22 protein-coding genes are annotated in these 23,216 nt (G+C 42.3%); 9 read left to right on the top strand and 13 right to left on the bottom strand.

Translation table 11 applies throughout. The annotated features are described in order from the left end of the window. Position 1 precedes the first annotated feature (1 nt). Genes Q0N70_RS04680 through Q0N70_RS04720 form a run of 9 tightly spaced genes read left to right on the top strand, consistent with a single transcriptional unit; the run spans position 2 to position 9,684 of the window. Positions 2-1,519: an oligosaccharide flippase family protein gene (locus tag Q0N70_RS04680; protein ID WP_294014343.1), complete on the top strand. Its 1,518-nt coding sequence runs from the start codon at positions 2-4 to the stop codon at positions 1,517-1,519. Next, a complete protein-coding gene (locus Q0N70_RS04685) occupies positions 1,512-2,681 on the top strand; it encodes a Coenzyme F420 hydrogenase/dehydrogenase, beta subunit C-terminal domain (protein WP_294014345.1) in 1,170 nt (389 codons plus the stop codon). The genes Q0N70_RS04680 and Q0N70_RS04685 overlap by 8 nt, the downstream gene beginning before the upstream one ends. Further along, entirely contained in the window at positions 2,678-3,823 is a 1,146-nt protein-coding gene (locus Q0N70_RS04690) for a polysaccharide pyruvyl transferase family protein (RefSeq protein ID WP_294014347.1), read from the top strand. The genes Q0N70_RS04685 and Q0N70_RS04690 overlap by 4 nt, the downstream gene beginning before the upstream one ends. Further along, entirely contained in the window at positions 3,824-4,966 is a 1,143-nt protein-coding gene (gene glf, locus Q0N70_RS04695) for a UDP-galactopyranose mutase (protein ID WP_294014349.1), read from the top strand. Continuing rightward, positions 4,956-5,879 (top strand): DUF4422 domain-containing protein, encoded by a 924-nt coding sequence (locus tag Q0N70_RS04700; protein ID WP_294014350.1) that lies wholly within the window; start codon positions 4,956-4,958, stop codon positions 5,877-5,879. The genes glf and Q0N70_RS04700 overlap by 11 nt, the downstream gene beginning before the upstream one ends. A 19-nt stretch (positions 5,880-5,898) precedes the next feature. Next, positions 5,899-6,798: a glycosyltransferase family 2 protein gene (locus tag Q0N70_RS04705; protein ID WP_287053173.1), complete on the top strand. Its 900-nt coding sequence runs from the start codon at positions 5,899-5,901 to the stop codon at positions 6,796-6,798. Then, a complete protein-coding gene (locus tag Q0N70_RS04710; RefSeq protein ID WP_287053172.1) occupies positions 6,795-7,853 on the top strand; it encodes an EpsG family protein in 1,059 nt (352 codons plus the stop codon). The genes Q0N70_RS04705 and Q0N70_RS04710 overlap by 4 nt, the downstream gene beginning before the upstream one ends. Before the next feature lie 17 nt (positions 7,854-7,870). Next, positions 7,871-8,932: a glycosyltransferase gene (locus tag Q0N70_RS04715; protein WP_294014352.1), complete on the top strand. Its 1,062-nt coding sequence runs from the start codon at positions 7,871-7,873 to the stop codon at positions 8,930-8,932. After that, positions 8,929-9,684 carry a glycosyltransferase family 2 protein gene (locus tag Q0N70_RS04720; RefSeq protein WP_287053167.1) on the top strand — a complete coding sequence of 252 codons (756 nt, stop codon included), beginning with the start codon at positions 8,929-8,931 and terminating at the stop codon, positions 9,682-9,684. The genes Q0N70_RS04715 and Q0N70_RS04720 overlap by 4 nt, the downstream gene beginning before the upstream one ends. Before the next feature lie 24 nt (positions 9,685-9,708). Here the strand turns inward: Q0N70_RS04720 and Q0N70_RS04725 are convergent, their stop codons facing one another. From Q0N70_RS04725 to Q0N70_RS04785, 13 genes are all read right to left on the bottom strand, one after another. After that, a complete protein-coding gene (locus tag Q0N70_RS04725) occupies positions 9,709-11,220 on the bottom strand; it encodes a methyl-accepting chemotaxis protein (protein WP_294014355.1) in 1,512 nt (503 codons plus the stop codon). A gap of 60 nt (positions 11,221-11,280) precedes the next feature. Continuing rightward, on the bottom strand, positions 11,281-11,622 hold the full coding sequence (locus tag Q0N70_RS04730; protein ID WP_294014357.1) for a hypothetical protein: 342 nt from the start codon (positions 11,620-11,622) through the stop codon (positions 11,281-11,283). A 99-nt stretch (positions 11,623-11,721) separates the two neighbouring features. Beyond that, positions 11,722-13,365, bottom strand: coding sequence for an FAD-dependent oxidoreductase (locus tag Q0N70_RS04735; RefSeq protein ID WP_294014359.1), 1,644 nt, complete (start codon positions 13,363-13,365; stop codon positions 11,722-11,724). Positions 13,366-13,407: 42 nt separating this feature from the next. Beyond that, entirely contained in the window at positions 13,408-14,091 is a 684-nt protein-coding gene (locus Q0N70_RS04740; RefSeq protein WP_287053162.1) for a 4Fe-4S dicluster domain-containing protein, read from the bottom strand. Between the two features lie 82 nt (positions 14,092-14,173). Beyond that, on the bottom strand, positions 14,174-15,004 hold the full coding sequence (locus Q0N70_RS04745; RefSeq protein ID WP_013701515.1) for an FAD/NAD(P)-binding protein: 831 nt from the start codon (positions 15,002-15,004) through the stop codon (positions 14,174-14,176). Positions 15,005-15,020: 16 nt separating this feature from the next. After that, complete coding sequence (locus tag Q0N70_RS04750; RefSeq protein ID WP_294014362.1) at positions 15,021-16,058, bottom strand: 4Fe-4S dicluster domain-containing protein; 1,038 nt, start codon at positions 16,056-16,058, stop codon at positions 15,021-15,023. Beyond that, the gene (locus Q0N70_RS04755; protein ID WP_294014364.1) at positions 16,058-17,020 is read right to left on the bottom strand and encodes a 4Fe-4S dicluster domain-containing protein; all 963 of its coding nucleotides are present in this window, start codon (positions 17,018-17,020) and stop codon (positions 16,058-16,060) included. Before Q0N70_RS04755 ends, Q0N70_RS04750 begins: the two co-directional genes overlap by 1 nt. Continuing rightward, the gene (locus Q0N70_RS04760) at positions 17,005-17,445 is read right to left on the bottom strand and encodes a hydrogenase iron-sulfur subunit (protein ID WP_013701512.1); all 441 of its coding nucleotides are present in this window, start codon (positions 17,443-17,445) and stop codon (positions 17,005-17,007) included. Before Q0N70_RS04760 ends, Q0N70_RS04755 begins: the two co-directional genes overlap by 16 nt. A 52-nt stretch (positions 17,446-17,497) precedes the next feature. Beyond that, complete coding sequence (locus tag Q0N70_RS04765) at positions 17,498-19,510, bottom strand: CoB--CoM heterodisulfide reductase iron-sulfur subunit A family protein (RefSeq protein WP_294014366.1); 2,013 nt, start codon at positions 19,508-19,510, stop codon at positions 17,498-17,500. 10 nt (positions 19,511-19,520) lie between these two features. Then, the gene (locus Q0N70_RS04770) at positions 19,521-19,916 is read right to left on the bottom strand and encodes a 4Fe-4S dicluster domain-containing protein (RefSeq protein WP_288303117.1); all 396 of its coding nucleotides are present in this window, start codon (positions 19,914-19,916) and stop codon (positions 19,521-19,523) included. Then, on the bottom strand, positions 19,909-20,748 hold the full coding sequence (locus Q0N70_RS04775; protein ID WP_294014370.1) for a CoB--CoM heterodisulfide reductase iron-sulfur subunit B family protein: 840 nt from the start codon (positions 20,746-20,748) through the stop codon (positions 19,909-19,911). The genes Q0N70_RS04770 and Q0N70_RS04775 overlap by 8 nt, the downstream gene beginning before the upstream one ends. 64 nt (positions 20,749-20,812) lie before the next feature. Next, positions 20,813-22,201, bottom strand: coding sequence for a class II fumarate hydratase (gene fumC / locus Q0N70_RS04780; protein ID WP_294014373.1), 1,389 nt, complete (start codon positions 22,199-22,201; stop codon positions 20,813-20,815). After that, a complete protein-coding gene (locus Q0N70_RS04785; RefSeq protein WP_273352879.1) occupies positions 22,202-23,143 on the bottom strand; it encodes an L-lactate dehydrogenase in 942 nt (313 codons plus the stop codon). Positions 23,144-23,216: the final 73 nt, after the last annotated feature.

The following is a 23,216-nucleotide window of genomic DNA, read 5'->3' on the forward strand; positions in this document are numbered from 1 at the left end:
AATGTCCAATACTTCTCGTATAGCCAAAAACACTCTTGCTCTCTATTTCCGTCAAATTCTCATAATGCTAGTGTCGTTGTACACGGTGCGTGTAGTTCTGAACACGCTCGGCGCGGAAGATTACGGAATTTACAATGTTGTTGCCGGTGTAGTCTCAATGTTCGTTTTTTTAAGTGGGGCGATGGCGACTGCAAGCCAGAGGTTCTTTTCGTTTGAAATTGGAAAAGGAGATGAATCTGGGCTTGCGCATATATTTTCTGTCACTCTCACAATTTACGCTTTTCTTTCAATTGTGATCATCATTTTTGCGGAAACTCTTGGGTTGTGGTTCGTATGCAAGAAGCTTGTGATTCCTCCAGAAAGAATGACTGCTGCAAAATGGATTTATCAATGTGCGGTCATCTCATTTCTGTTTACTCTTATGACTACGCCGTACATGAGTTCAATAATTGCTCACGAGAATATGAATGTTTATGCGTATGTGAGCATTGTCGAAGTAGTGCTGAAGCTTGCAGTTGTATTTGTCTTGAAAACTGTTTCTTCTGACAAATTGATTCTTTACGGAATACTTCTTTTGTTTGTGGCACTAATAAACACTGGACTTTACCGGTTTTACTGTAAAAGACACTATAAGGAATGTAAGTTCAGGTTATTTTGGGATAAAAGAAAATTTTCTGAGATGTTCAGCTATGTGGGGTGGAATCTTTTTGGAAGCTCAGTCGGCGTGTTCAAAAACCAGATTGTGAATATTCTTCTGAATCAGTTTTTCGGTACTGTTGTGAATGCGGCTAGAGCTATAGCTTCTCAAGTAAGCGCGGCGGTAACAAGTTTCAGCCAGAATTTTTCTACTGCAATACGTCCTCAGATTATTAAGACTTATGCGTCAGGGCAGGATGAAGAGTGTTTTTCTCTGGCTTTTCGAGGCTGCAAGATGACCTTCTTTCTAATGTATGTTTTTTCACTTCCTCTTATTCTTGAAATGCCGTTTGTCTTAAAATCATGGCTAAAGAATGTTCCAGAAAATGCTGTACTTTTTGCACGCCTTGTTCTTATTGATGCATTGGTTGATTCTGTAAGTTATCCCATTATGACACTTGCACAAGCGACTGGAAAAATAAAACTTTATCAAAGTGTTGTGGGTGGAATTCTGCTTCTAAATCTTCCTGCGAGCTATGTGTGCTTGAAAATCGGACTTCCTGCATATAGCGTGCTTGTGGCTGGAATCTGCATTACATTTGCTGCCTTTGTTGTGCGGCTTTTTATTGTAAAACTTTTGACTGACTTTTCTCTCCGACGTTTTTTTATAAATGTCTGCCTGCCGATTTTTTTAGTTGCGTCTTTGTCCGCAGTTGTTCCTGTTATTGCACGTTTTTTTGTTAAAGGCGAAGTTTTGAATTTTATTTGTGTTGTCTTGTTGTCTGTCGCCTTTACAACAGTGTTCGTCTTTTTTGTTGGAATGAATAAAACAGAACGTGTTTCTGTCGTGAGCATGATTCGAAGGAGGATTTTTAATGCCTAATCTTTCATTCATAAAATGTTCTGGCTGTGGTGCTTGCGGACAGATATGTCCTAAGTCCGCAATATTGATGAAACCGAATGATGAGGGATTTTTATATCCTCAAGTTGATTCAGCGATATGTGTTGAATGTAAAGTTTGCGAAAAAACTTGCCCGGTTCTGAATGTAAAAGCTTCAACTGACTTTTCAGAAAGAAAATCGTATGCCGCAATCTGCGATGATGAGAAAACACGTCTTGAAAGTTCGTCCGGCGGAATATTTACGGTTCTTGCAGAAAAGATAATAAACGAAGGCGGTGTTGTATTCGGTGCGGAATTTGACGCTGATTTTTCTGTAAAGCACGGATGGACTGATTCCATTTGCGAGCTTGAAAGATTCCGCGGGTCCAAATATCTGCAGAGCAGAACAGAAGACACTTTTATGGAATGTAAAAAATTTCTTGAGGTCGGAAGAAAAGTTCTTTACAACGGAACGCCGTGCCAGATTGCCGGGCTTAAGGCTTTTCTAAAAAAAGATTATGAGAATCTTTTTACTGTTGATGTGATCTGCCACGGAGTTCCAAGCCCAGCATTATGGCAGAAATATATAAAATTCAGCGAAAAAAAATCCGCTTCGCGGATTGTGAAAACAACTTTCAGGCGGAAGAATGACGGCTGGAAGTTGTTTTCACTGGCATTCACTTTCGCGAATGGCAGTGAATACAGCGTGAACCAATCTAAAGGAATGTGGATGCTTTCATTCAATAAAAATGTAATGATGCGACATTCCTGCTATGACTGTGTTTTTAAGGGGGCAAAAATTCTTTCAGATATTACAATCGGAGATTTTTGGGGAATCCAAAACTATATTCCAGAAAAAGATGATGACAAAGGATATTCAATCTGTTTTTTAAACACTATAAATGGCGAAAAGTTTTTCGAATCTGTAAAAACTTCACTTTCCGTTGATGAAATTAAAAATTACGACTGCAAAAGATTTAATACACAGCTTTTATATTCTATTGCACTTCCAAAAAATCGTAAAAAATTTATTTCGCTCTGCATAAATAAAGGTTTTGATGTTGCATATAAGAAATATGTCGAACTGAAGATTCCTATCAGAGTTTACTATGCCTGCCGGCGTTTTGGAGGAAAAATCTTACGAAAATTAGGACTTAGAAAATGAAAATTGGAATAATGACTTGTTGGCAACCAGATGACAATTATGGTACTCAGATTCAAGGATTTGCGCTTCAAAAATATCTTGAGAAAATTGGTAATGATGTTTTTTTGATTCAATATCATAGATTTGATGATGTTTTAATAATAAAACGACCTTTTTGGAAAATTCTTAAAGTTTTAAATCCTTACTTGTTGTTGCATTTTATTAAGAACCAGTTGGATTCTAAAAATCAGAAAAAGGAAACTTTATCACATAACCGTAATGCTCCTGAATTCAGAAAAAAATATCTTCATTTGTCAAAAGATTATTATACATTTGATGAATTAAGCAAACAGCCTCCAGAAGCGGATGCTTATATTGTAGGAAGTGATCAAGTTTGGAATATTCACTATTTACAGAAAAATAATCTGAATGCACATTTTTTAAATTTTGGAAAATATGAGACAAAACGAATTTCTTATGCCGCAAGTTTCGGTTTTTCAGAAGGTAAATTGAATGAAAAATTTGCGGTGGCAGTAAAGCCTTTGCTTTCTCACTTTGATGCTATAAGTGTACGTGAGAAAAATGGTCTTGAAATCTTAAAGAAAATCGGCATTGAAAATGCTGTCCATGTATGTGATCCAACTTTTCTTATTTCGCCTGATGAATATCTTGAATTCTTTAAAGATGAGAACGTTGAATTGCCAGAAAATGATTATGTATTTGTATATGAACTTTCAGCAGCGTCATCTTTGAGTATTAAAAAGATAAAAAACTGGGCGTATAAACAGGGGCTTGATGTTATATATGTAACAGGACACGGAAAGTGTAGTTCTGAGAAGAGAATATTTCCAGCAGTACCGCAATGGATGAAATTGATTGCAAACGCAAGATATGTAATTACTAATTCTTTTCATGGAACTGTGTTTTCTCTCTTTTTTCATAAACCTGTTGCTGTCTTTTCTTTAAAAGGTTGTGCGAAAACTACAAATTCAAGACTTGATACTCTGAATATGATGATAGGACGGAATCTGATAATTCATAAGTCTTCTGGTTTCGAAAAGATTCTTTTGTCAAAGTTTGACTGGGATTTTTTTGAAATACAGAAGAAATCACTAAGAGAAAAAGGTATAAGTTTTCTTTCAAATGCTTTAGCAGGAAAATAAATGGCTGGAACAATTCAAACAAAATTCTCTCATTACGACTATCTAATCATTGGCTCTGGTTTGTATGGAGCGACATTTGCACATCTTGCAACCAAAGCCGGCAAGAAGTGCCTTGTTATTGACAAACGTCCGCAGCTTGGCGGAAACATCTACTGCGAGGATGTTGACGGAATCCATGTCCACAAGTATGGAGCGCATATTTTCCACACCTCAAACAAAAAAGTCTGGGATTTTGTGAACAGCTTTGTTCAGTTCAACCGCTACACAAATTTCCCGGTCGCAAATTTTCATGGAAAACTTTTCAGCCTTCCTTTCAACATGAACACGTTCTATCAGATGTGGGGCGTAACAACACCAGCACAGGCGATGGCAAAAATCGAACAACAGAAAAAGGAATGCGGAATTGCCGAGCCGAAGAATCTTGAGGAACAGGCAATCAGTCTTGTCGGGCGCGACATATACGAAACTCTTGTAAAGGAATACACCGAAAAGCAGTGGGGTCGAAAATGCACAGAACTTCCGTCTTTCATCATAAAACGGCTTCCTGTACGGTTCACTTTTGACAACAACTATTTCAACGACGCATACCAGGGAATCCCGATTGGCGGCTACAACAAGCTGACAGAAGGTTTGCTTGCTGGAATTGAGACGATATGCGGCGCAGACTATTTTGCAGACCGTGAAAAATGGGACGACATCGCGGAAAAAATCGTGTTCACAGGAAAAATCGATGAATTCTTTGGCTACAGATTCGGAAAACTGGAATACCGTACAGTCCGCTTTGAGACAGAAATTCTAGATAAGCAGAATTTCCAGGGAAACGCTGTTGTGAATTACACAAGCCACAATGAGCCATATACAAGAATCATCGAGCACAAGCATTTTGAGCCGGAAAATCCGACCTACAATCAGAATAAAACCGTAATCTCAAAGGAATACTCAACCGAGTGGCACGAGGGAGTCGAACCCTTCTACCCGGTGAATGATGAGAAAAACGCGGAAGTCTACAAAAAATACAAGGAACTGGCACAGAATCAAAACAAAGTGATTTTCGGTGGTCGTCTTGCGGAATACAGATATTACGATATGGACGATGTCATTGAAAAATGTATGAAAGACTGGGAGGAAGAAAATGAGAGATAAAATCACATTGAACAAAGACAACTGCAAAATTCTTATCTGTTGCCACAAGCCATGTGAGCTTCCTCCTAATCCAGACGGACTATTCCTTCCGGTTCAGGTTGGAGCTGCAATCAGCGATGTTGATTTGGGAATGCAACGCGATGACCAAGTGAATGGCGAACTATGCGACAACATCAGCGCAAAGAATAAAAGCTACTGTGAACTTACTGCACTTTACTGGGCATGGAAGAATATTAAGAAAATTTATCCAAATCTGGAATATATCGGTCTGAATCATTATAGAAGATATTTCAGTTTTGACAGGAAGAATTATTTTGATGATGCAGTAGTTCTTCCTGAAAACGAAGTGAAGAATTACAAGCTCGACAAGATAAAACTGGAAAAAATTCTTTCAAAATATGATGTGCTAATGGCAAAGCCGAGAATCTATCCTTATTCATTGGAAATTGACTATTCGGTATGCCATGTTTCTGAAGATTTACGCACTTTAAAAAAGATAATACATGAGAAATATCCTGAATATGACAAAGACATTTATAGTGTGATGACCTGCGGATGTAGGTTATCACCCTATAACATGACTGTCATAGGGTGGAACGATTTTGACGCATATTGCGCATGGCTGTTCAATATACTTTTTGAGGCTGAAAAGGAAATCGACATAGCAAAATATAATGCCGTTCAAGGGCGCATTTTTGGCTATATGGCTGAACGGCTCTTCAATGTGTGGGTACTACATAATTTGAAAAGAGTAAAACTGCTAAATATCTTTAAATTTGTTGATGCAAAAGTTCATTCAGGATTATGGCAATTTGCTTATCTGTTGAGAAATAAATTCTTGGGTAATATCTCCTTAATTGGAAAAACAAAATTTTCTGAAGAATATTATGCGAAGTATGTGTTAGGAAATTGAAAAATTGAGAGAATGAAAAATGGACGTTTCAATAATCATCGTAAATTACAACACAAAAGAGCTGACAAGAAACTGCCTGAAGTCAGTTTTTGAGCAGACAAAAAGCATTTCATTTGAAGTTATCATTTCGGACAACAGCAGCAAAGACGGCTCTATTGAAATGATAAAATCCGAATTTCCGCAGGTAATTTTGATAGAAAACAATGCGAATCTTGGATTTGGGGCTGCAAACAACCGCGGCCTAAAAGTGGCGAAAGGAAAATACATTTTCTATCTGAACAGCGATACGGTCTTGCTGAACAATGCTGTAAAGATTTTCTTTGACTATTGGGAAAATTCTCCTGAAAAAGAAAAAATCGGAGTGTTGGGCTGTAACTTATCGGATAATAAAGGAAACTGCGTACATTCTTGGGGAAATTTTCCGACGTATAAAAGTATTTTTAAATCACTTATTTATTGCTTTTCTGTTTCGTATGGAATGAAAAGAATTTGGAAATTCTTTTTTAGAAAAATAGGCATAATCGAGCCTTTTTACGGCAACGTTGAATATATTACTGGTGCAGATAATTTTCTTTTGAATAACTCAGATGCATTTTTTGATGAAAGATATTTTATGTATTTTGAGGAATCTGATTTGCAGCTGAAACTTAGGCATAAAGGAAAATCTAGTATTTTAATACATGGTCCTAAAATCATTCATTTTGAAGGTGCTTCTTCAAAAGATAAAAATGAAAATTCTATGAATTATGATTTTCGAAAAAAATCTGTTGTGCTTTATTGGGCATCTTGTTGTAAATATGCTGAAAAAAATCTTTTAAATGAAAAAAAATTACAAAGCTTAAAAAATTTTCTTTTATTCATATACAGTCTGAAAAAAAACAAAAAATCGAAATCTCTGTTTTTAGAGGCCTTGAAATGATTTTTTATATATTCTTTCTTGTTCTTTTAATTTTTCTCGGCGGTCGCTACAGTGTAAATAATAAATATCTTTCAAAAAATCTAAGTCTGATATTTTCTTTTGTATTTATAATTTTGTTTGCTATGCTTAGATTCGATGTAGGGTATGATTATCCGACTTATTGGCATTCAATTTTTCCAGACTTGAATAGAAATGAAGTTTACCGTTGGGAATTGTTTCCACGTTTTCTAGCACTTTTTTGTAATAAGTATAGATATCCTTGGATATTTTTTGTTATTACGAGTGTTTTTTCTTATACTCTTGTTTATTTTGGAATAAAGAAATATTCTGTTTCATATTTTGAATCAATAGTAATTTATATCTCTTTATTTTTCTTGAGCGGATTGAGTACAATCCGCCAGACTGTTGCAGTTTCTATAGTCTTTTACGCCACTAGATGCATATTTGAACATAAAATGCTTAAATATATAGTTCTATGTATATTTGCATGTTTGTGGCATAAATCTGCTTTTATAGCAATTCCAATTTATTTTGTCTATAACTATATAAATATCATATTCTCTGTAATTTTGTTATTTATTGTTTTAATTTTAAAAGTTTTCATCTTTAAAAAACTCAAAGAGTTAGGTCTTATGTTGTCTTACATTGATGCATTGGAAAATTTAAAAGGCGGCTCTCTTATGAGGTATTTTTATATTTTAATTACTGCATATTTGTTTTTTATATCTTTAATTACTGGAACTTACAACAAATCAAAACGCTTTTTTTCTATACTTATTTTGGGATTTGCATTTCCACTAATTTTCGGTGGACACATGGGATTGCGATTTGCTGAGTACTATAACATTTATCTTTGTTTTGCATATCCTGTTGTTTTTAGCAAGTTTAAAATAAAAGAACGGGCTTTAACCTTAATAATTTTCTATTTTGTCTTTATCTTTACTTTGCACATTTCCACAAGCAATCCTACGCGTTCTCCGTATATTCCTTATCAGACAGTACTTTTTATTGATAAGGAAAATTTTAAAAATTTAAAATCATTTAGATATAACTAAGAAGGAAATGGGGGTATATGAAAGTTTTATTTATTTCTAAAGATTTTTATCAGTCTCAAGCAAATGGCGGTTCTGTAGTATCAAAAAGAAATTATGATTTATTCTTAAATCTGTTTGGTAAAGATAATGTTGATTTATATGTTTTTCCAGTTCCAACTTTTTTATCAAAAGTAAAAGGGATTTTATTTAATCGTGATTATGGAATTACAAAAAAAATAGAGAATGAAATAAAAACAAAGATAAGTAGTGGAACATATAATTATGTGTTTTTCAATTCTTCGCTATTTGGGAATCTTATTGAATATTGTAGAAACTGTGGTAGCAAGACAATTGTATTTTTTCATAACATAGAAAAAAAATATTATCACGACATGTACAAATATCATAAATCAATTTTAACATGGTTCTTTTTTTTATATGTATCAAGACTTGAAAAAAAATCATGTTTATTTTCAGATTGCAAAATTGTATTGAATAAAAGAGATGCCGAAGAAATGCAAAAAGAGTATTCAGTTTTACCAGAGTTGATTTTGCCTATTAGCATGGATTCCCACGTTAAGTTAATAAAATGTAATAATTCTAAAAAAGGAAAATGCGGTTTTATTGGCTCTGATATGTTTGCAAATAAAGATGGTGTTCTATGGTTTATTCAAAACGTTCTTCCTCACATTAACAAAAAATTTGTTGTTGCTGGTTCTATGTGTGATTATCTAAAAGAGAGATTGTCGGCAAATTATGAAAATCTGGAAATGCTTGGACGTGTGAATAATGTTGACGATTTTTATAATTCTGTTGAGTTTGTTGTATCACCGATATTTCTTGGTTCTGGAATGAAAACGAAAAGTGTTGAGGCGTTGTCTTATGGAATTCCAATAGTAGGAACAAAGGAAGCTTTTGTAGGAATTGATTATAAGGATATTGGAGAACTATGCAAAGATTCTTCTGAATTTGTTGAAAAAATAAATAATTTTGATATTTCCAAATATAATGAACAGCCCTATAAGTATTTCGAAAAGAATCTATCAAACTCTGTTGTATTGGAAAGATTAAAAACTTACATTGAAGGATGTGAAAAATGAGTGTTCCGCAGGTTTCAATAATAATGCCGTGCCACAACGGAGAAGAGTATCTTCCGGATTCCATAACTTCTGTTCTGTCTCAGACTTATACAGATTGGGAGTTGCTTGTTGTGGATGATAGTTCCACTGATAATTCTGTGATTATAATAGAAGATTTCTGCAAAAAAGATTCACGGATAAAACTGTTGCACACGGAAAAATCTTCCGGTATGCCGGCAACTCCGCGTAATGTCGGAATAAATGCTGCCGCAGGACGTTTTATTGCGTTTCTTGACTGCGATGATATGTGGCTTCCGACAAAACTTGAGCATCAGCTGCCGCTCTTTGAGACAAAAAATGTCGTGGTTGTATTTTCATATTATGCAAAAATGAATGATACTGGAGAATTTCAAAATAGGCTTATTTCATCTCCATTCATTGTAACTTATGAATATTTATTAAAAGGCGACTGCATCGGCAACTTGACTGGAATGTATGACACAAGAAAATGCGGAAAAGTTTTTCAAAAGGAAATTCACCACGAAGACTATGTCATGTGGCTTTCAATACTAAAACACGGCTTTTATGCTATAAATACAAATACTTACGAGGCGTTTTATAGAATTCAAAAAAAATCAGTTTCCGCAAACAAGTTAAAAACAATGCAATGGCATTGGAATATTTTGCGCAAAGAATTGAAATTGCCGTTTAGAAAAGCAATAAAATATTTTATGCATTATGCAATCAGAGGTTTTGTGAAATTTTTGAAATAGAAATGATACTTGACCTAAATCGTTTTATTTCACCTTGAATGGAGAAATCGCTTGATTAAGCGTTTCAACAGAGGCATTGTTTTTGCTTACAGTTTCTGTAATTTTGTTTGAGGCGGCAAGCAGAGTGGTTGCTGCGTCTTTGCATTCTGTAAGATTCTGTTCTACGCTTGAGTTTAGTTTTACAAGTTCATTGCAAATTGAAGACGCATCTGTTGTAACTTGCACAATTTTTTCAGCGCCAGATTTTACGATTTTGGAACTGCTTTTCATGTCGTCAAGCGCGCTTAAAATTTCCTGGGCTTTTTGGCCTTGTTCTTCTGCGGAAGTTTTAAGGCTGTCTACAGAAGTATTGATGTTGCCGATTTTTTCGATTGTATTTTCAAAAGCTTTTTCAACGTCAATAGATGTGTCTGAAATTGTATCAATTTGAGTCTGAATAAGCTTGAGCGATTCAGAAGATGACTTTGCTTGTTTTGATGTCGTTTCTGCAAGCTTGCGGATTTCATTGGCAACAACGGCAAAACCTTTTCCGGCAACGCCTGCGTGGGCTGCTTCAATTGCGGCGTTCATGGCAAGAAGGTTTGTCTGGCTTGCGACAGATGCAATTATTTTGTTTGTATCAAGAAGATTTTTTGATTTCTCTTTAACTTCAAGAATCTGCGCAACTGAATTTTTCAACTCGTTTCTATTTTTGTCTGCAAATTCTACAAGCTCTGAAACGTCTTTTGAAGTTTCGCTTATTTTTTCATTTACGGCAAGAACATTGTTTGCCACAATTTCAATTGAGTCAGATGAATCGTCAATTATCCGGTCTTGAGTTTCAATTTCAGATTTAAGACTGTTGATTTGTTTTACAATTTCTGTAACGGACTGGTCAATCTTGTCAACTGAATGAATCTGCGTTTGGACACTTTGAGCAACATTTTCAACAGAACTGTTTGTTGTTTCAACGCTTTGTCCGATTACATCAGAAGCTTCTGAAAGATTTTCTGTAATATTGCCGATGTCATTTGCGGAATTTCTAATGCCTTTTATTAGCGAAGAAAGGTCAACGATAATGTTGTTGAATCCTTCTGCAAGTTCCGCCGCTTCTTTTGTGCTGCCATCTTTAACTTCTTTTGTAAAGTCGCCTTGCGCAATTTCATTGCAGTTTACAACCATAAGTTTAAATTCCCTTGCGCTTGATTTTGCGCTGAAAAGAAGGATAACTGCCGCAGTTGCAATTGCCGCAATGATTATAAGCAAAACTTTAAAGATTGCTGAATAGCTGTTTTTTGTAAAGTCGGAAACAGGACCATAAGCTACAATATACCATGGAGTAGAAGATGATTTGCATACTCCGTAAAAAATTCCGCCTTTTATAATTATATTTGATAAATTAAAGAAATTGGTTTTGTTAAAGCTGTGCTTTTTAAATTCAGATTCATCAAAAATCGATTTTTCCATTAAAAAAGATGTGTCGTCATTTGTAATAAACAAGCCGTCTGCGTTCACTATATATGCCTTTGCGTTTTCAGAAATTTTAATATCTGCCATTGCCGTAGAAAGGTTGTTAAGAATTATATCAATTGCGGCAACTCCGAGCAGCTTGTTGTTTTAATCTTTTACATCCTTGCTGATTGTCGTGCAGATTGAGTTTGTCATTGTATCAACATAAGGATCTGTAATTGCAAATTCTCCAGAATTTTTTACAGCATCTTGAAACCATGGACGCTCAGGAGGAAGCCAGTCAGCATCAGGATTCCAGCCAGAACTGTCAGAATAAAATCCGCCTGGCTCATAACGAGAAATCAAGGTTCCGTAGTAAAGCGCGAAATCTTCTGGCATATTTACTAATACAATAAGAAAAGAACCAATTATAAATGTTGAAGCAAAAATTAATGGCAAGATGTTTCCTAAAAACATTTTTGTAGAAAGTGAAATATGTTTGTTTTTCATACAGCCTCTTTGAAATTTATTTCAATAAACAGTTCATTCCTTATAGCCAAAAAGAGGCTGCCAAATTTTGACAGCCCCTTTGCTAAAAATCAGCTTACTTTATTTTGTTGCTCCGGGAATCGCCTTCTCGAATTCCTTGTTTCCGTGTGTGTAGCGCGGAAGGATTTTTGGGGAAACAACGTCGGATTTTATTCCGGCCGCATCCCGCTCCTTTTCAAACACCTTCACGTGGTCAAGGTTCATCTTTGAAGTGTCGGAAAGCTGGATGTCCTTGAACATTTTTCCGGCTTCGATTCCGGCCTCGCGTCCGAACACGACAACGTCAAGCAGGGAGTTTCCCATCAGACGGTTTGTTCCGTGAACGCCGCCGGAAGCCTCTCCCGCAACAAGAAGATTTGATACGTTTGTGTGGCAGGTCTTGTCAATCTCGACGCCGCCGTTCTGGTAGTGGAGCGTAGGGTAGACGAGGATCGGCTCCTTGCGGATGTCGATTCCGTACTTGATGAACATATTGTACATCGCAGGAATTGACTTGAGGATTGTTCCCTCTCCGTGGATCATCTCGATCATCGGAGTGTCGAGCCAGACAGCGTCCTGAACCTCGTTGTGGACTCCGCGTCCGTTGCGCACTTCCTTGATGATTCCGGATGCGTTCACGTCGCGTGTCTCAAGCGGATGGATGTAGACCTCGCCGTTCTTGTTGATAAGCTTAGCTCCGAGTGAGCGAACTTTCTCAGTAACGAGCTTTCCGAGAATCTGTGTCGGGTATGCGGCTCCTGTCGGGTGATACTGCAGTGAGTCCTGATACAGAAGCTTTGCGCCGGCTCTGTATGCGATCACAAGACCGTCAGCTGTCGCTCCGTAGTGGTTTGATGTCGGGAAGCCCTGGTAGTGCATACGTCCGGCTCCTCCAGTCGCGATGATCACAACCTTTGCCTTTGCGATTCTGATCTCGTTTGTCTCTACGTTCATGAGAACCGCGCCGCAGGCATTTCCCTTGTCGTCCTTGATGATTTCGATTGCGGCTGTAAAGTCAACGACCGTGATTTTGTCCGGACGGTTCAGGACCTCGTCGCGGAGCGTGCGCATGATTTCAGCTCCCGAATAGTCCTTGCAGGCGTGCATTCTCTTGCGGCTTGTTCCGCCTCCGTGTGTCGTAACCATCGTGCCGTCGGCTTCCTTGTCGAATTCAACTCCGAGGTCGTTCAGCCATTTGATTACGGAAGGAGCCTTGTTTACAAGAGTGTATACAAGCTCAGGCTTTCCGTCGAAGTGTCCGCCGCCGAACGCGTCAAGATAGTGCTGGGCAGGGGAATCGTTGGGCTTGTCCGCCGCCTGGATTCCGCCTTCAGCCATCATTGTGTTGGCGTCTCCGATGCGGAGCTTTGTGGCAAGAAGAACTTTTGCTCCTGCCTCGCTAGCCATGATTGCGGCCGATGTTCCGGCTCCGCCTCCGCCGATTACAAGAACGTCCGTCTCGTAGTCAACGTGGGCAAGGTCGATGTGCTCCGGCTCGATGCGCGGTTTCGCCTGAAGCATTGCGGCAAGCTCAATCGGCGCTTTCTGTCCCTTGTTCGGTCCGATTTTAAGCTCCTCGAACTGGCTTGCGATGCGGTCCGGATGATATTCCTTGAGAAGCTGATCCTTTTCGTCAGCAGTGAGACGCGCATGTTCGAATTTAAGGTTTTCTTCACGTTTTGCAGCTACAATTTTGGCTGCTTCGTCCAATTCGTTTCCGTACATATAATTCTCCCTGGCACCAAGGAAGGTGCGTCAGTTGTGGTTTTATTTCTCGATTTCGCGTGTGTTGTAGAGCTCTTTGATTTCCGCCAACGGCTTTTTCATCAGGTTCTGGATAAGCTCCTCGCATTTTCCCTCGTTGATTTCGTTAACGCGGTCAATGAGGTGCTGGCTCTGAGGCTGGATGTACTTTCCGTTCAGGCGGCGGGCAAGTTCCGCGACCTGAGGGTGGCTGATTCCTGCAGGGCATCTTGACGAGCAGCATCCGCACATTACGCAGTCAAACGAGAGGTCGGCGCATTTCGCGAAGTCTCCGCGCTGGGCATAGGCGATGTACTGCATTGTGTTCAGGCTCTGCGGACACGCTCTTGTACAGGCGTTGCAACCCACGCATGAATAGATTTCCGGGTAGAGCTGCATCATCACGGCCTGCTCCGGCTTCATTGTGTTCAGATCGTAAACCTGCTTCACGAGAGGGAAGAACGGAAGGGTTGCGATGTACATGTCGTTCTCGACTTTCTTTGAGCAGGCAAGGCAGGTCTGGAGCTGGTTCTCGCCCTTGATTCTGTAGATTGTGGCGCAGGCTCCGCAGAATCCGTTGCGGCATCCGCAGCCGCGTTTGAGTTGGTAGCCGGCATATTCCATTGCGTTCATGATTGTAAGTTCTGCCGGAACATCATATTTCTTTCCGAACAGATATATTGTAGCCATCTGTTTTGTCTCTGACATAATTTAATCTCCTCATGCGCCGCGGACGGCGCATCTGAAGTCTTATAAAAATTTTCGAATCTTCACAGGAAAATTCTTGAAATCAATACTCTGGAGGCAGTTCCCCAAGCTGGTCGAAGCTGAACACAGGTCCGTCCTTGCAGACGAATTTGTCGCCTATGTTGCATCTTCCGCATTTTCCGATTCCGCACTTCATGCGCATTTCCATTGTCGTGAAGACCTGGCTGTCCTTGAAGCCGAGCTTCTTCAACGCGTCGAGCGAGAGGTGAATCAGGATCGGCGGTCCGCACATGATTACTGTCATGCTAGGATCCGGGTTGCATTCCGTAACGTAAGGGGGAACGAATCCCACGTGTCCGTCCCAGTCGTCCTGAGGGCGGTCGATTGTAAGATTTATCGAGCAGTTCGGCTGCTTCATCCATACGTTCTGCATCTCATCCAGGCGCACGAGGTCCGCCTTCGAGCGGCTTCCGTAGATGACCTGAATGCGTCCGTAGTTCTCGCGGTGATCCATCATGTAGTTTACGACAGAGTGGACCGGAGCGATTCCGATACCGCCTGCGATGACGAGAATGTCCTTGCCCTTGAGCGCGCCTTCAACAGGGAATCCGTTTCCAATCGGTCCGCGAAGGCAGATTTCCTGGCCGACTTCCGCGGAGTGAAGCCATTCTGTGACGCAGCCGCACTTCTTTATCGAGAACTCCATGTGTGTCTCAAGAGTCGGGGATGAGGTTATTGAAATCATAGATTCGCCCACACCCGGAACAATCAGCATTGCGCACTGACCCGGAATGTGCTCGAACAGTTTCTTTCCGTCAAGACCGACTACACTGAAAGTCTTTACATCAGGAGTTTCCTGCTTAATGTCAATAATTTTTCCTACATAAGGAATAAAGCTTTCTTTGTTTTCCATCAGTTTCTCCTATTCCTTAGATGTCATCGCTCTCGTTGACGGCTTTGATGACCTTGACGATGTTCATGTTCACAGGGCAGCTCTCAACGCAGCGTCCGCAGCCCACGCAGCTGAACATTCCGTCATGCGCCATAGGATAGTACATGAGCTTGTGCATGAATCTCTGGCGGCTTCTTTCCTTCTGTGTGTGGCGCGGATTCTCGGCGGCCATCTGGGTGAAGTCGTTGTACATGCAGGAATCCCAGCAGCGCACCTGGCGAACGCCGCTGCTTGTGGCGAAGTCGCGCACGTCGAAGCACATGCAGGTAGGGCAGACGTAAGTGCAGGTTCCGCAGCCTACGCATGGCTCTGAAACCTTGTCCCAGATTTTCGAGTTGAAAATCTTGAGCATGTCCTTGCCCTGGAATTTTGAGAGATCCAGATGCGCGAACGGAAGAGCCTCGACTTTTGCCGATATGTCCTTCTTGCAGGCTTCAACAGCGGATGCGTCAGCGTCTTCAAGAGCCGATTTCGCGTTCTCAACAAAAGCCTTGCCCTTGTCGGTGTTAGCCTCAAAATAGTACTTTCCGTCGGCAAGCCAGCAGCTCACGTCTCCTGCAGGTTTTGCAAGCGACGCGTCAATTCCGAATGTGGAACAGAAGCAGGTTTTCGTAGGCTCGCTGCAGGCAAGAACAATTACTGTTCCGTGCTCGCGGCGGTTCTTGTAGTATGAGTCCACCGGATTCATGTTCAGGTAGACGTTGTCGATTGCGGTAAAGCCGCGCGCATCACAGGCCCGCACACCGAAAATCACGAAATCCTCGACTTCCTTGCGCGGGTCAACGACCTTGACTTCCTTTCCGCTCATTTCATAGCTTACCATGTGCTCTGTCTTCGGAAAGAAGAAATCCTTTGCGGAGCGTGTGGTCTTTAATTTTTCTGAAAGCTTTGTGCCTTTCTGCCATCTCGCGAAGTCAGCTTTTCCCGAATTGTTGTCAACAGGCAAGTACAAAGGCTGCTTTGAACCGATAAGCTCAAATAATGAATCGATTTTATCTTTTGCGATACTAAGCATTATTCATTACCTCCGTCTTTTGATCTGTCGTAAACAATCGTTGTCTCCGGGTCGTCCTCCTGGAAACGGAGCATCGCTGGCTTTGACTCCATGTCAGCTCCGGCCTGATAGTCGCCGTAAATCTCATTGATGTCTTTAATGTACTTGCGGTTAAGAAGATAAAGCGGAATGTTCTGAGGGCAGACTCTTGAGCATTCGCCGCAGTCAGTGCAGCGTCCGGCCACATGCCATGCGCGGATGATATGGAAGAGGCTTTCCTCAAAGCTTGTCTCCGCGACTTTCTGCGTCGTGTAGAGCGCGTTGTTGTCGAACACGCATTTCTCGCAGGTGCAGGCAGGGCATACGTTGCGGCAGGCGTTGCATCTTATGCAGCGGCTGAATTCATTTCTCCAGAATTCATAGCGCTCGTTCACCGGCATGGCCTCAATCCTTGCGACTTCCTCCATTCTTGCCGTGTTCGGAGCAACCTCTGCTTCCGGATCCACGCCGATATACTCATCGCATGAGACGGGCTTCTTTCCGGCGCAGTTTCCGCATACATCTCCGCCGTCAATTGAGTCCTGGCACGGAACGCCGATCGCATAGACATCGTCTCTTGTAATGCGGCTTTCCTTGAGCAGCTGTGTGAATGAATATGTGTCGGAAGGCTTCAGGAACACAAGCACGACTTCGGACGGAATAAGCTTGTCCTGCGCGTTCGGATCACGCTGCTTCGCCATCGTGTTGTTCATGCGTGTAGTGCTTTTCGCAATCTCGATGTTCCTTGTGATTCCGACCAGATATTTTGAAAGGTTCGCCTTGCAGTATTTGTTGAAGACAAAATCCTTGTCCAGTTCTTCCGCGGTTGCAAATACGGCCGGAGTGATGTCGTCATCAAAGAGACCTTTCTTCCAGCCGACAACCTTCTGTACCTTGCCTTCAGAAAGAAGTTCCTTGGCGCGGGCAATCAGTTTGTCTTGCATCTTACATCCTCCAGCTTCTTGTTTTCGCCAAGGGCTTTTATCTGCGATACGAAATCGTTCATGATTCCGGCAAAGCGGACACCTTCAGCGGCGGAACACCATTCAACGCGTGTGCGTCCCTTGTCAATTCCCAGATAGTCAAGCATCGAGAAGAGCAAAGTCATGCGGCGGCGCGCGAAATAGTTTCCTGTAGAGTAGTGACAGTCACCCGGATGGCATCCGCATAGGATTACACCGTCTGCGCCACGCTGGAATGCACGGAGAATGAAAAGAGGATTCAGCCTGCATGAGCATGGAATACGGATGATTTTAACGTTCTTCGGATATTCAAGACGGTTGTTGCCAGCCAAGTCCGCACCGGCGTAAGAGCACCAGTTGCAGCAGAAAGCAACAATTCTCGGTTCCCATTCTTTATTTTCAGCCATAGTTATTTTTTTCAGGATAAATAATTGCGCATTACTGTTTGGGCATTGCGAATTACAATACTGAGTCAACCTCCGCCAAGATTTGTTTGTTGCTGAATCCTAACAGATCCATCGCGCCGGAAGGACAGGCAACCGTACAGGCTCCGCATCCGTGGCACATAGCCTTGTTCACCTGGGAAACACGGCGTGTGATTGTAGTTCTGTTCGGTCCGCGGAAATCCTTCTCGATATAAGAGATGGCGCCGTAAGGACAGACGTTCGCGCACTGGCCGCAGCCGTTGCAGGCATTCTCGTTCGGATTCGCGGTGCAAGGGTTGTTCTTGAGCTTGTCCTTTACGAGCAGGCAGATTGCCTTTGCAGCCGCGCCTGATGACTGGGCTACAGTCTCCGGAATATCCTTAGGTCCCTGGCAGCATCCTGCAAGGAAGATACCGGCTGTAGGAGACTCGACCGGACGGAGCTTCGCGTGGGCCTCAAGGAAGAAGTCGTTGTTGTCCATGGAAGTCGTGAGCATTGTCGCAAGCGGGCGGGCAGACTTGTCGGCCTCGATTGAAGCGGCAAGAACAACCATGTCCGCCTTGATGTGAACCTGACGGTTCAGAATCAGGTCAGATCCCTGCACGTCAAGAGTTCCGTCCGAGAGCGGAGTCACTTTTCCAACCTGTCCCTTTATGTAGTGGACGCCGTACTGCTCAACCGCGCGGCGGTAGAATTCGTCAAAATTCTTTCCCGGAGTGCGCACGTCAATATAGAAGACAGTGATGTTCGTGTCAGGATAGTGGTCGCGTGTAAGAATCGCGTGCTTCGCGGTGTACATACAGCAGATTTTGGAGCAGTATTCGTGGCCTTTTGTAGAGTCCGCGGAACAGCGGCTTCCCACGCACTGGACGAATACAATGTTCTTCGGCTCCTTTCCGTCTGAAGGGCGGAGAAGATGTCCGTTTGTAGGACCGGACGCGTTGCAGAGGCGTTCAAATTCAAGTGATGAAACAACGTCCGGACTCTGGCTGTATGCGTACTCATCGAATTTCTCAAGGCTGATCGGATTGTAGCCGGTAGCCACGATGATTGCGCCGTATTTTTCAGTAAGCATTGTCTCTTCCTGATGGAAGTTGATTGCTCCTGCGGCACAGGCCTTCTCGCAGAATCCGCACACATTGTCCTTTCCGTTCTTCATTCCCTTTATATGAAGGCAGTAGTCCGCGGAGATTGCGGCCACCTTCGGAACAGCCTGGGCAAACGGAATGTCAATCGCCTTGCGGTTGTTCAGGTTCAGGTTGAATGCGTTCGGAACTTTCTTGTTCGGACATTTTTCTATACAGGCTCCGCAGCCCGTGCATTTCGTCTCGTCAACATAGCGCGGATGGCGTTTTATGTCCACCTCGAAGTTTCCGATATATCCTTTCACACCTGCAACTTCCGAGTAGGAGAGTATGCGGATGTTCGGATTTTGGCTTACTTCAGTCATTTTCGGCGTGACGATACAGGACGCGCAGTCCAAAGTAGGGAATGTCTTGTCGAGCTTCGCCATCTTTCCGCCGACTGTATAGTCCTTCTCAACAATATCAACCGGGAATCCTGCGTCCGCAATGTCGAGGGCAGCCGTGATTCCGGCGATACCGCCGCCGATTACCAATGCGCGCTTTGTCATTGGCGTCTCGCCTTCAATCAAAGGCGTGTCAAGAATTGTCTTTGCGACGGCCGCCTTGCCTAAAGCGATGGCTTTTTCCGTGGCATCGCCCATTTCCTTCATAACCCATGAGCACTGCTCACGGATGTTCGCGACTTCCACCTTGTAGGCATTGAGGCCCGCGCGCTCCGCACAGGAACGGAAGGTCTTCTCATGCATACGCGGAGAACAGGAGCACAGAACCACACCCGTAAGGTTCAGCTCGTGAATCTTGTCCTCAATCATTTTCTGACCGGCGGAAGAACACATATATGTATAATGAGTTGAATAAACTACACCGTTCACCTTGCCCAGCTCTTCAGCTACTTTCGCAACGTCAACAGTGCCTGCAATGTTTGTGCCGCAATGGCACACGAAAACACCGATTCTTTCCATGATGCTGCTCCTATTTGCGGTACTTTCTGAATGCGCTCATCAAAAGCTGCTGCGGAGTCTCTTCATCAAGCTTTTCAGGAACCTGAACAGGATCAAGATGAAGCGGACCGCGCTCACGCTCAACAACAGTGCGCACAGCGTCAATAAGCTTGGCCGGCTCAACCTGACGTGGACATCTCTCAAGGCAGGCGAAACAGCTCAGACAGGTATAAATCGACTTGCTCTTTAAAAGAGGCTCGATTTCTCCGTTCTCAACCATCTGCACGAACTGATGCGGATGATATTCCATGGAGTCGTAATTAGGGCAGGTTCCGGAACATTTTCCGCAGACCATGCATTTCTTGGGATTGACTCCGCTTGTCTCAAGAATCAGTTCTCTGTATTTCTGAATTTCTGACTCAAGCATTCACAGCCTCCTTTGCTACGGCATCTTTTACGCCGAGAGCTTCCGCAAGAAGTTCTGTAAAGTAGATAACGTCAAGGTTTGAGGAGCCTTTGTTCTTTATGAGATTGTAGCGGCAGAGAGGGCAGCTTGTGACAAGGAAGTCCGCTCCCATGTCCTCGGCATTCGCAAGAATCGAGGCCGCTCTTTTCTGAGGAATCGTCTCATCCTCAAACGCGGCATAGGCACCGCAGCACTCGTTGCGCTGGGCATAGATGACAGGAGTTCCGCCGATCGCGGTTATGAAGTCCTCAAGGATTTTCGGATTCTCAGGATCGTCAAATTCCATTACCTTTCCCGGGCGGAGAAGAAGGCAGCCGTAATAGGCTCCGATTTTCTTTCCCTTGAAAGGATTCTTGACGGATTTCTTTACGTTGTCCCAGCCGATTTCATCGCGGAGAACTTCAAGGAAGTGAAGGACTTTCGTCTCTCCGTGGTATTCAATATTGTCTTGGGCGAGATAATTGTTTACTTTTAAAATTGTATTCTCGTCATTCTGCAGGTCATTGTTCACCTGCTTGATTACATTGTAACACGCTGAGCACAGTGTTACCAATGCCTGGTTCTTATCTCTGGATGCAGCCAAAGCCCGGACAGAAGGAAGCTTTGAGGCAATTTCATTTTTGCCTGTAGGATATACACCGCCGCAGCACTGCCACTCTTCGATTTCTTCAAGTTTGAAACCAAGAGCTTCAGCGCTTAAACGGCCGTATAAGTCCAAATCCTTCGCTTTGTTTTTTAGCGTGCAGCCTGGAAAATAAGAATAAGTCAGTGTGTGTGTTTGGTTCTCACTCATTCTTTGCTCCTAAGTGCAGGATATTTTTAGCTAGCCTCAAGCAAAAACTTAAGGCTTGGTATTTTTATTTTTTCACGCCAGCCATTTCTTCTGGATGGAAAACTTCGTTAAATTTTTCAGCTGTAAGGAAGCCAAGCTGTACGCAGGCATCTTTAAGTGAAATATTTTCTTCGTAAGCTTTGTGGCTTGTTTTTGCCGCGTTTTCGTATCCGATGTATGGGTTCAAGGCTGTTACAAGCATCAGGGAATTATACAAGTTGAAGTGCATTTTTTCCTTGTTTGCTGTGATTCCAACCGCGCAGTTTTTATTGAAACTTACCATTACTTCAGCAAGAAGCCTTACAGACTGAAGAAAATTATATGCGATTACCGGCATAAATACATTCAGCTCAAAGTTTCCCTGTGAAGCAGCCATTCCAACAGCCGCGTCATTTCCCATAACCTGAACGGCAACCATAGTCATTGCTTCGCACTGTGTCGGATTTACTTTTCCCGGCATGATTGAAGAGCCCGGCTCATTTTCTGGAATATGAATTTCACCGATTCCGCATCTTGGACCGGAAGCAAGCCATCTTACATCGTTTGCAATTTTCATCAAATCGGCAGCAAGCGCTTTTAAAGCTCCGTGCGCAAATACAATTTCATCTTTTGAAGTCAACGCATGGAATTTGTTTGGCGCTGTAATGAAATCTTTTCCAGTAAGCTCTGAAACTTTCTTTGCAACAAGAGTGTCAAATCCAGCCGGCGCATTAAGTCCAGTTCCAACCGCTGTTCCTCCCAAAGCAAGCTGCTTTAAATATGGAAGGGAAGAAGAAAGCATTTCCTTGTCGCGCTCAAGGGAAGTTCTCCAGCCTGAAATTTCCTGCGAGAACTGAATCGGAACTGCGTCCTGAAGGTGAGTGCGTCCTGATTTTACAATGCCTTCATTTACTTTTTCTAGTTTCTTGAAAGTGTCAACAAGCGTGTCGATTGCTGGAAAAAGCTTGTCTTCAACTTCAACAACAGCGGCAATGTGCATTGCAGTTGGAAAAGTGTCATTTGAAGACTGGCTCATGTTTATGTCGTCATTCGGATGGCAAAGTTTTTCGCCTGCAATCTGGTTTGCTCTGTTCGCAATGACTTCATTTGTGTTCATGTTTGACTGTGTACCAGAACCTGTCTGCCATACAACAAGCGGAAAGTTTTCGTTCAACGAGCCTGAAATAACTTCATCGCAAGCCTGAGAAATTGCCTTGAGCTTTTTGTCTGTCATTTTTTCAGGTTTGAGCGCATTGTTCGCAAGAGCCGCCGCCTTTTTCAGATAACCAAAAGCCTTTGTGATTTCGCAAGGCATTGTTTCAATTCCAACGCCAATAAGGAAATTTTCGTGGCTGCGTTCAGTCTGCGCGCCCCAGAGTTTGTCAGCAGGAACTTTTACTTCTCCCATGCTGTCATGTTCAATTCTGTATTCCATTTAGAACTCCAGCTGCTTGATTACGTCTTTGAGGCAATCTGCGGAATGCTTGAGCTGTGCAATTTCGTTGTCTGTAAGAGGAGCAACAAGACGGCCTGTGATTCCATGTCCGCCAACAACTGTAAGTATGCTCAAACATACATCGTTGATTCCGTATTCGCCTGTAAGCATTGAAGAAGCGATTGTAACAGAGTCATTTGAATTTTTGATGATTTCGCAAAGACGTGCTGTTGTAGCTCCGATTCCGTAGTTTGTGCATTTTTTTGCTGAAATAATGATTCCGCCTGATTTGCGTACAAAGTCTTCAATTTCAGCGTGGTCAGGCTTTGCGTTTCCTTTTCCATTGAGGCTGTCGTAGTATGAGTCTACAGGAACAGAAGCTACGTTTACCAAAGACCACGGAACAAATGAAGAGTCTCCGTGCTCGCCGAAAACATAAGCGTGAAGGTTAGGCTGTCCAATTCCGTATACATCAGCGATTTTTGTGCGCAATCTTGCTGTGTCAAGCAAAGTTCCAGTTCCAATGATGTGGTCAGCAGGAATTCCAGATGTTTTTACAAACTGATATGTAAGAATGTCAACAGGATTTGCAACGATGATATAAATTGCGTTTGGAGCGACTTTTGCAATCTGCGGAATAATTGACTTTGTTATGTTTACATTTGTCTGCGCAAGGTCAAGACGAGACTGTCCCGGCTTGCGTGCAACCCCAGAAGTCAAGATTACAAGGTCTGAATCTTTTGCGTCTTCATAAGAGCCGTCGTGAATATTTACAGGGCTCATATATGGAGTTCCCTGGCGAATGTCCAGAGCTTCTCCCATAGCGCGGTTTTTGTCAATGTCAATCATAACGATTTCAGTTGCAATGCTTTTAAGACAAAGGGCATAAGCAATAGATGAGCCAACTTGTCCAGCACCAATAATGGTGATTTTGTTTGCCATAAATATCTCCTGTGTGCAAATGGTTTTAAAAGAGCCGCCGCATAGCCTGAAGAAAATTCCTTCTATGACAGCA

The sequence above is a fragment of the uncultured Treponema sp. genome, assembly GCF_945873775.1.
Classification (GTDB): Bacteria; Spirochaetota; Spirochaetia; order Treponematales; family Treponemataceae; genus Treponema_D.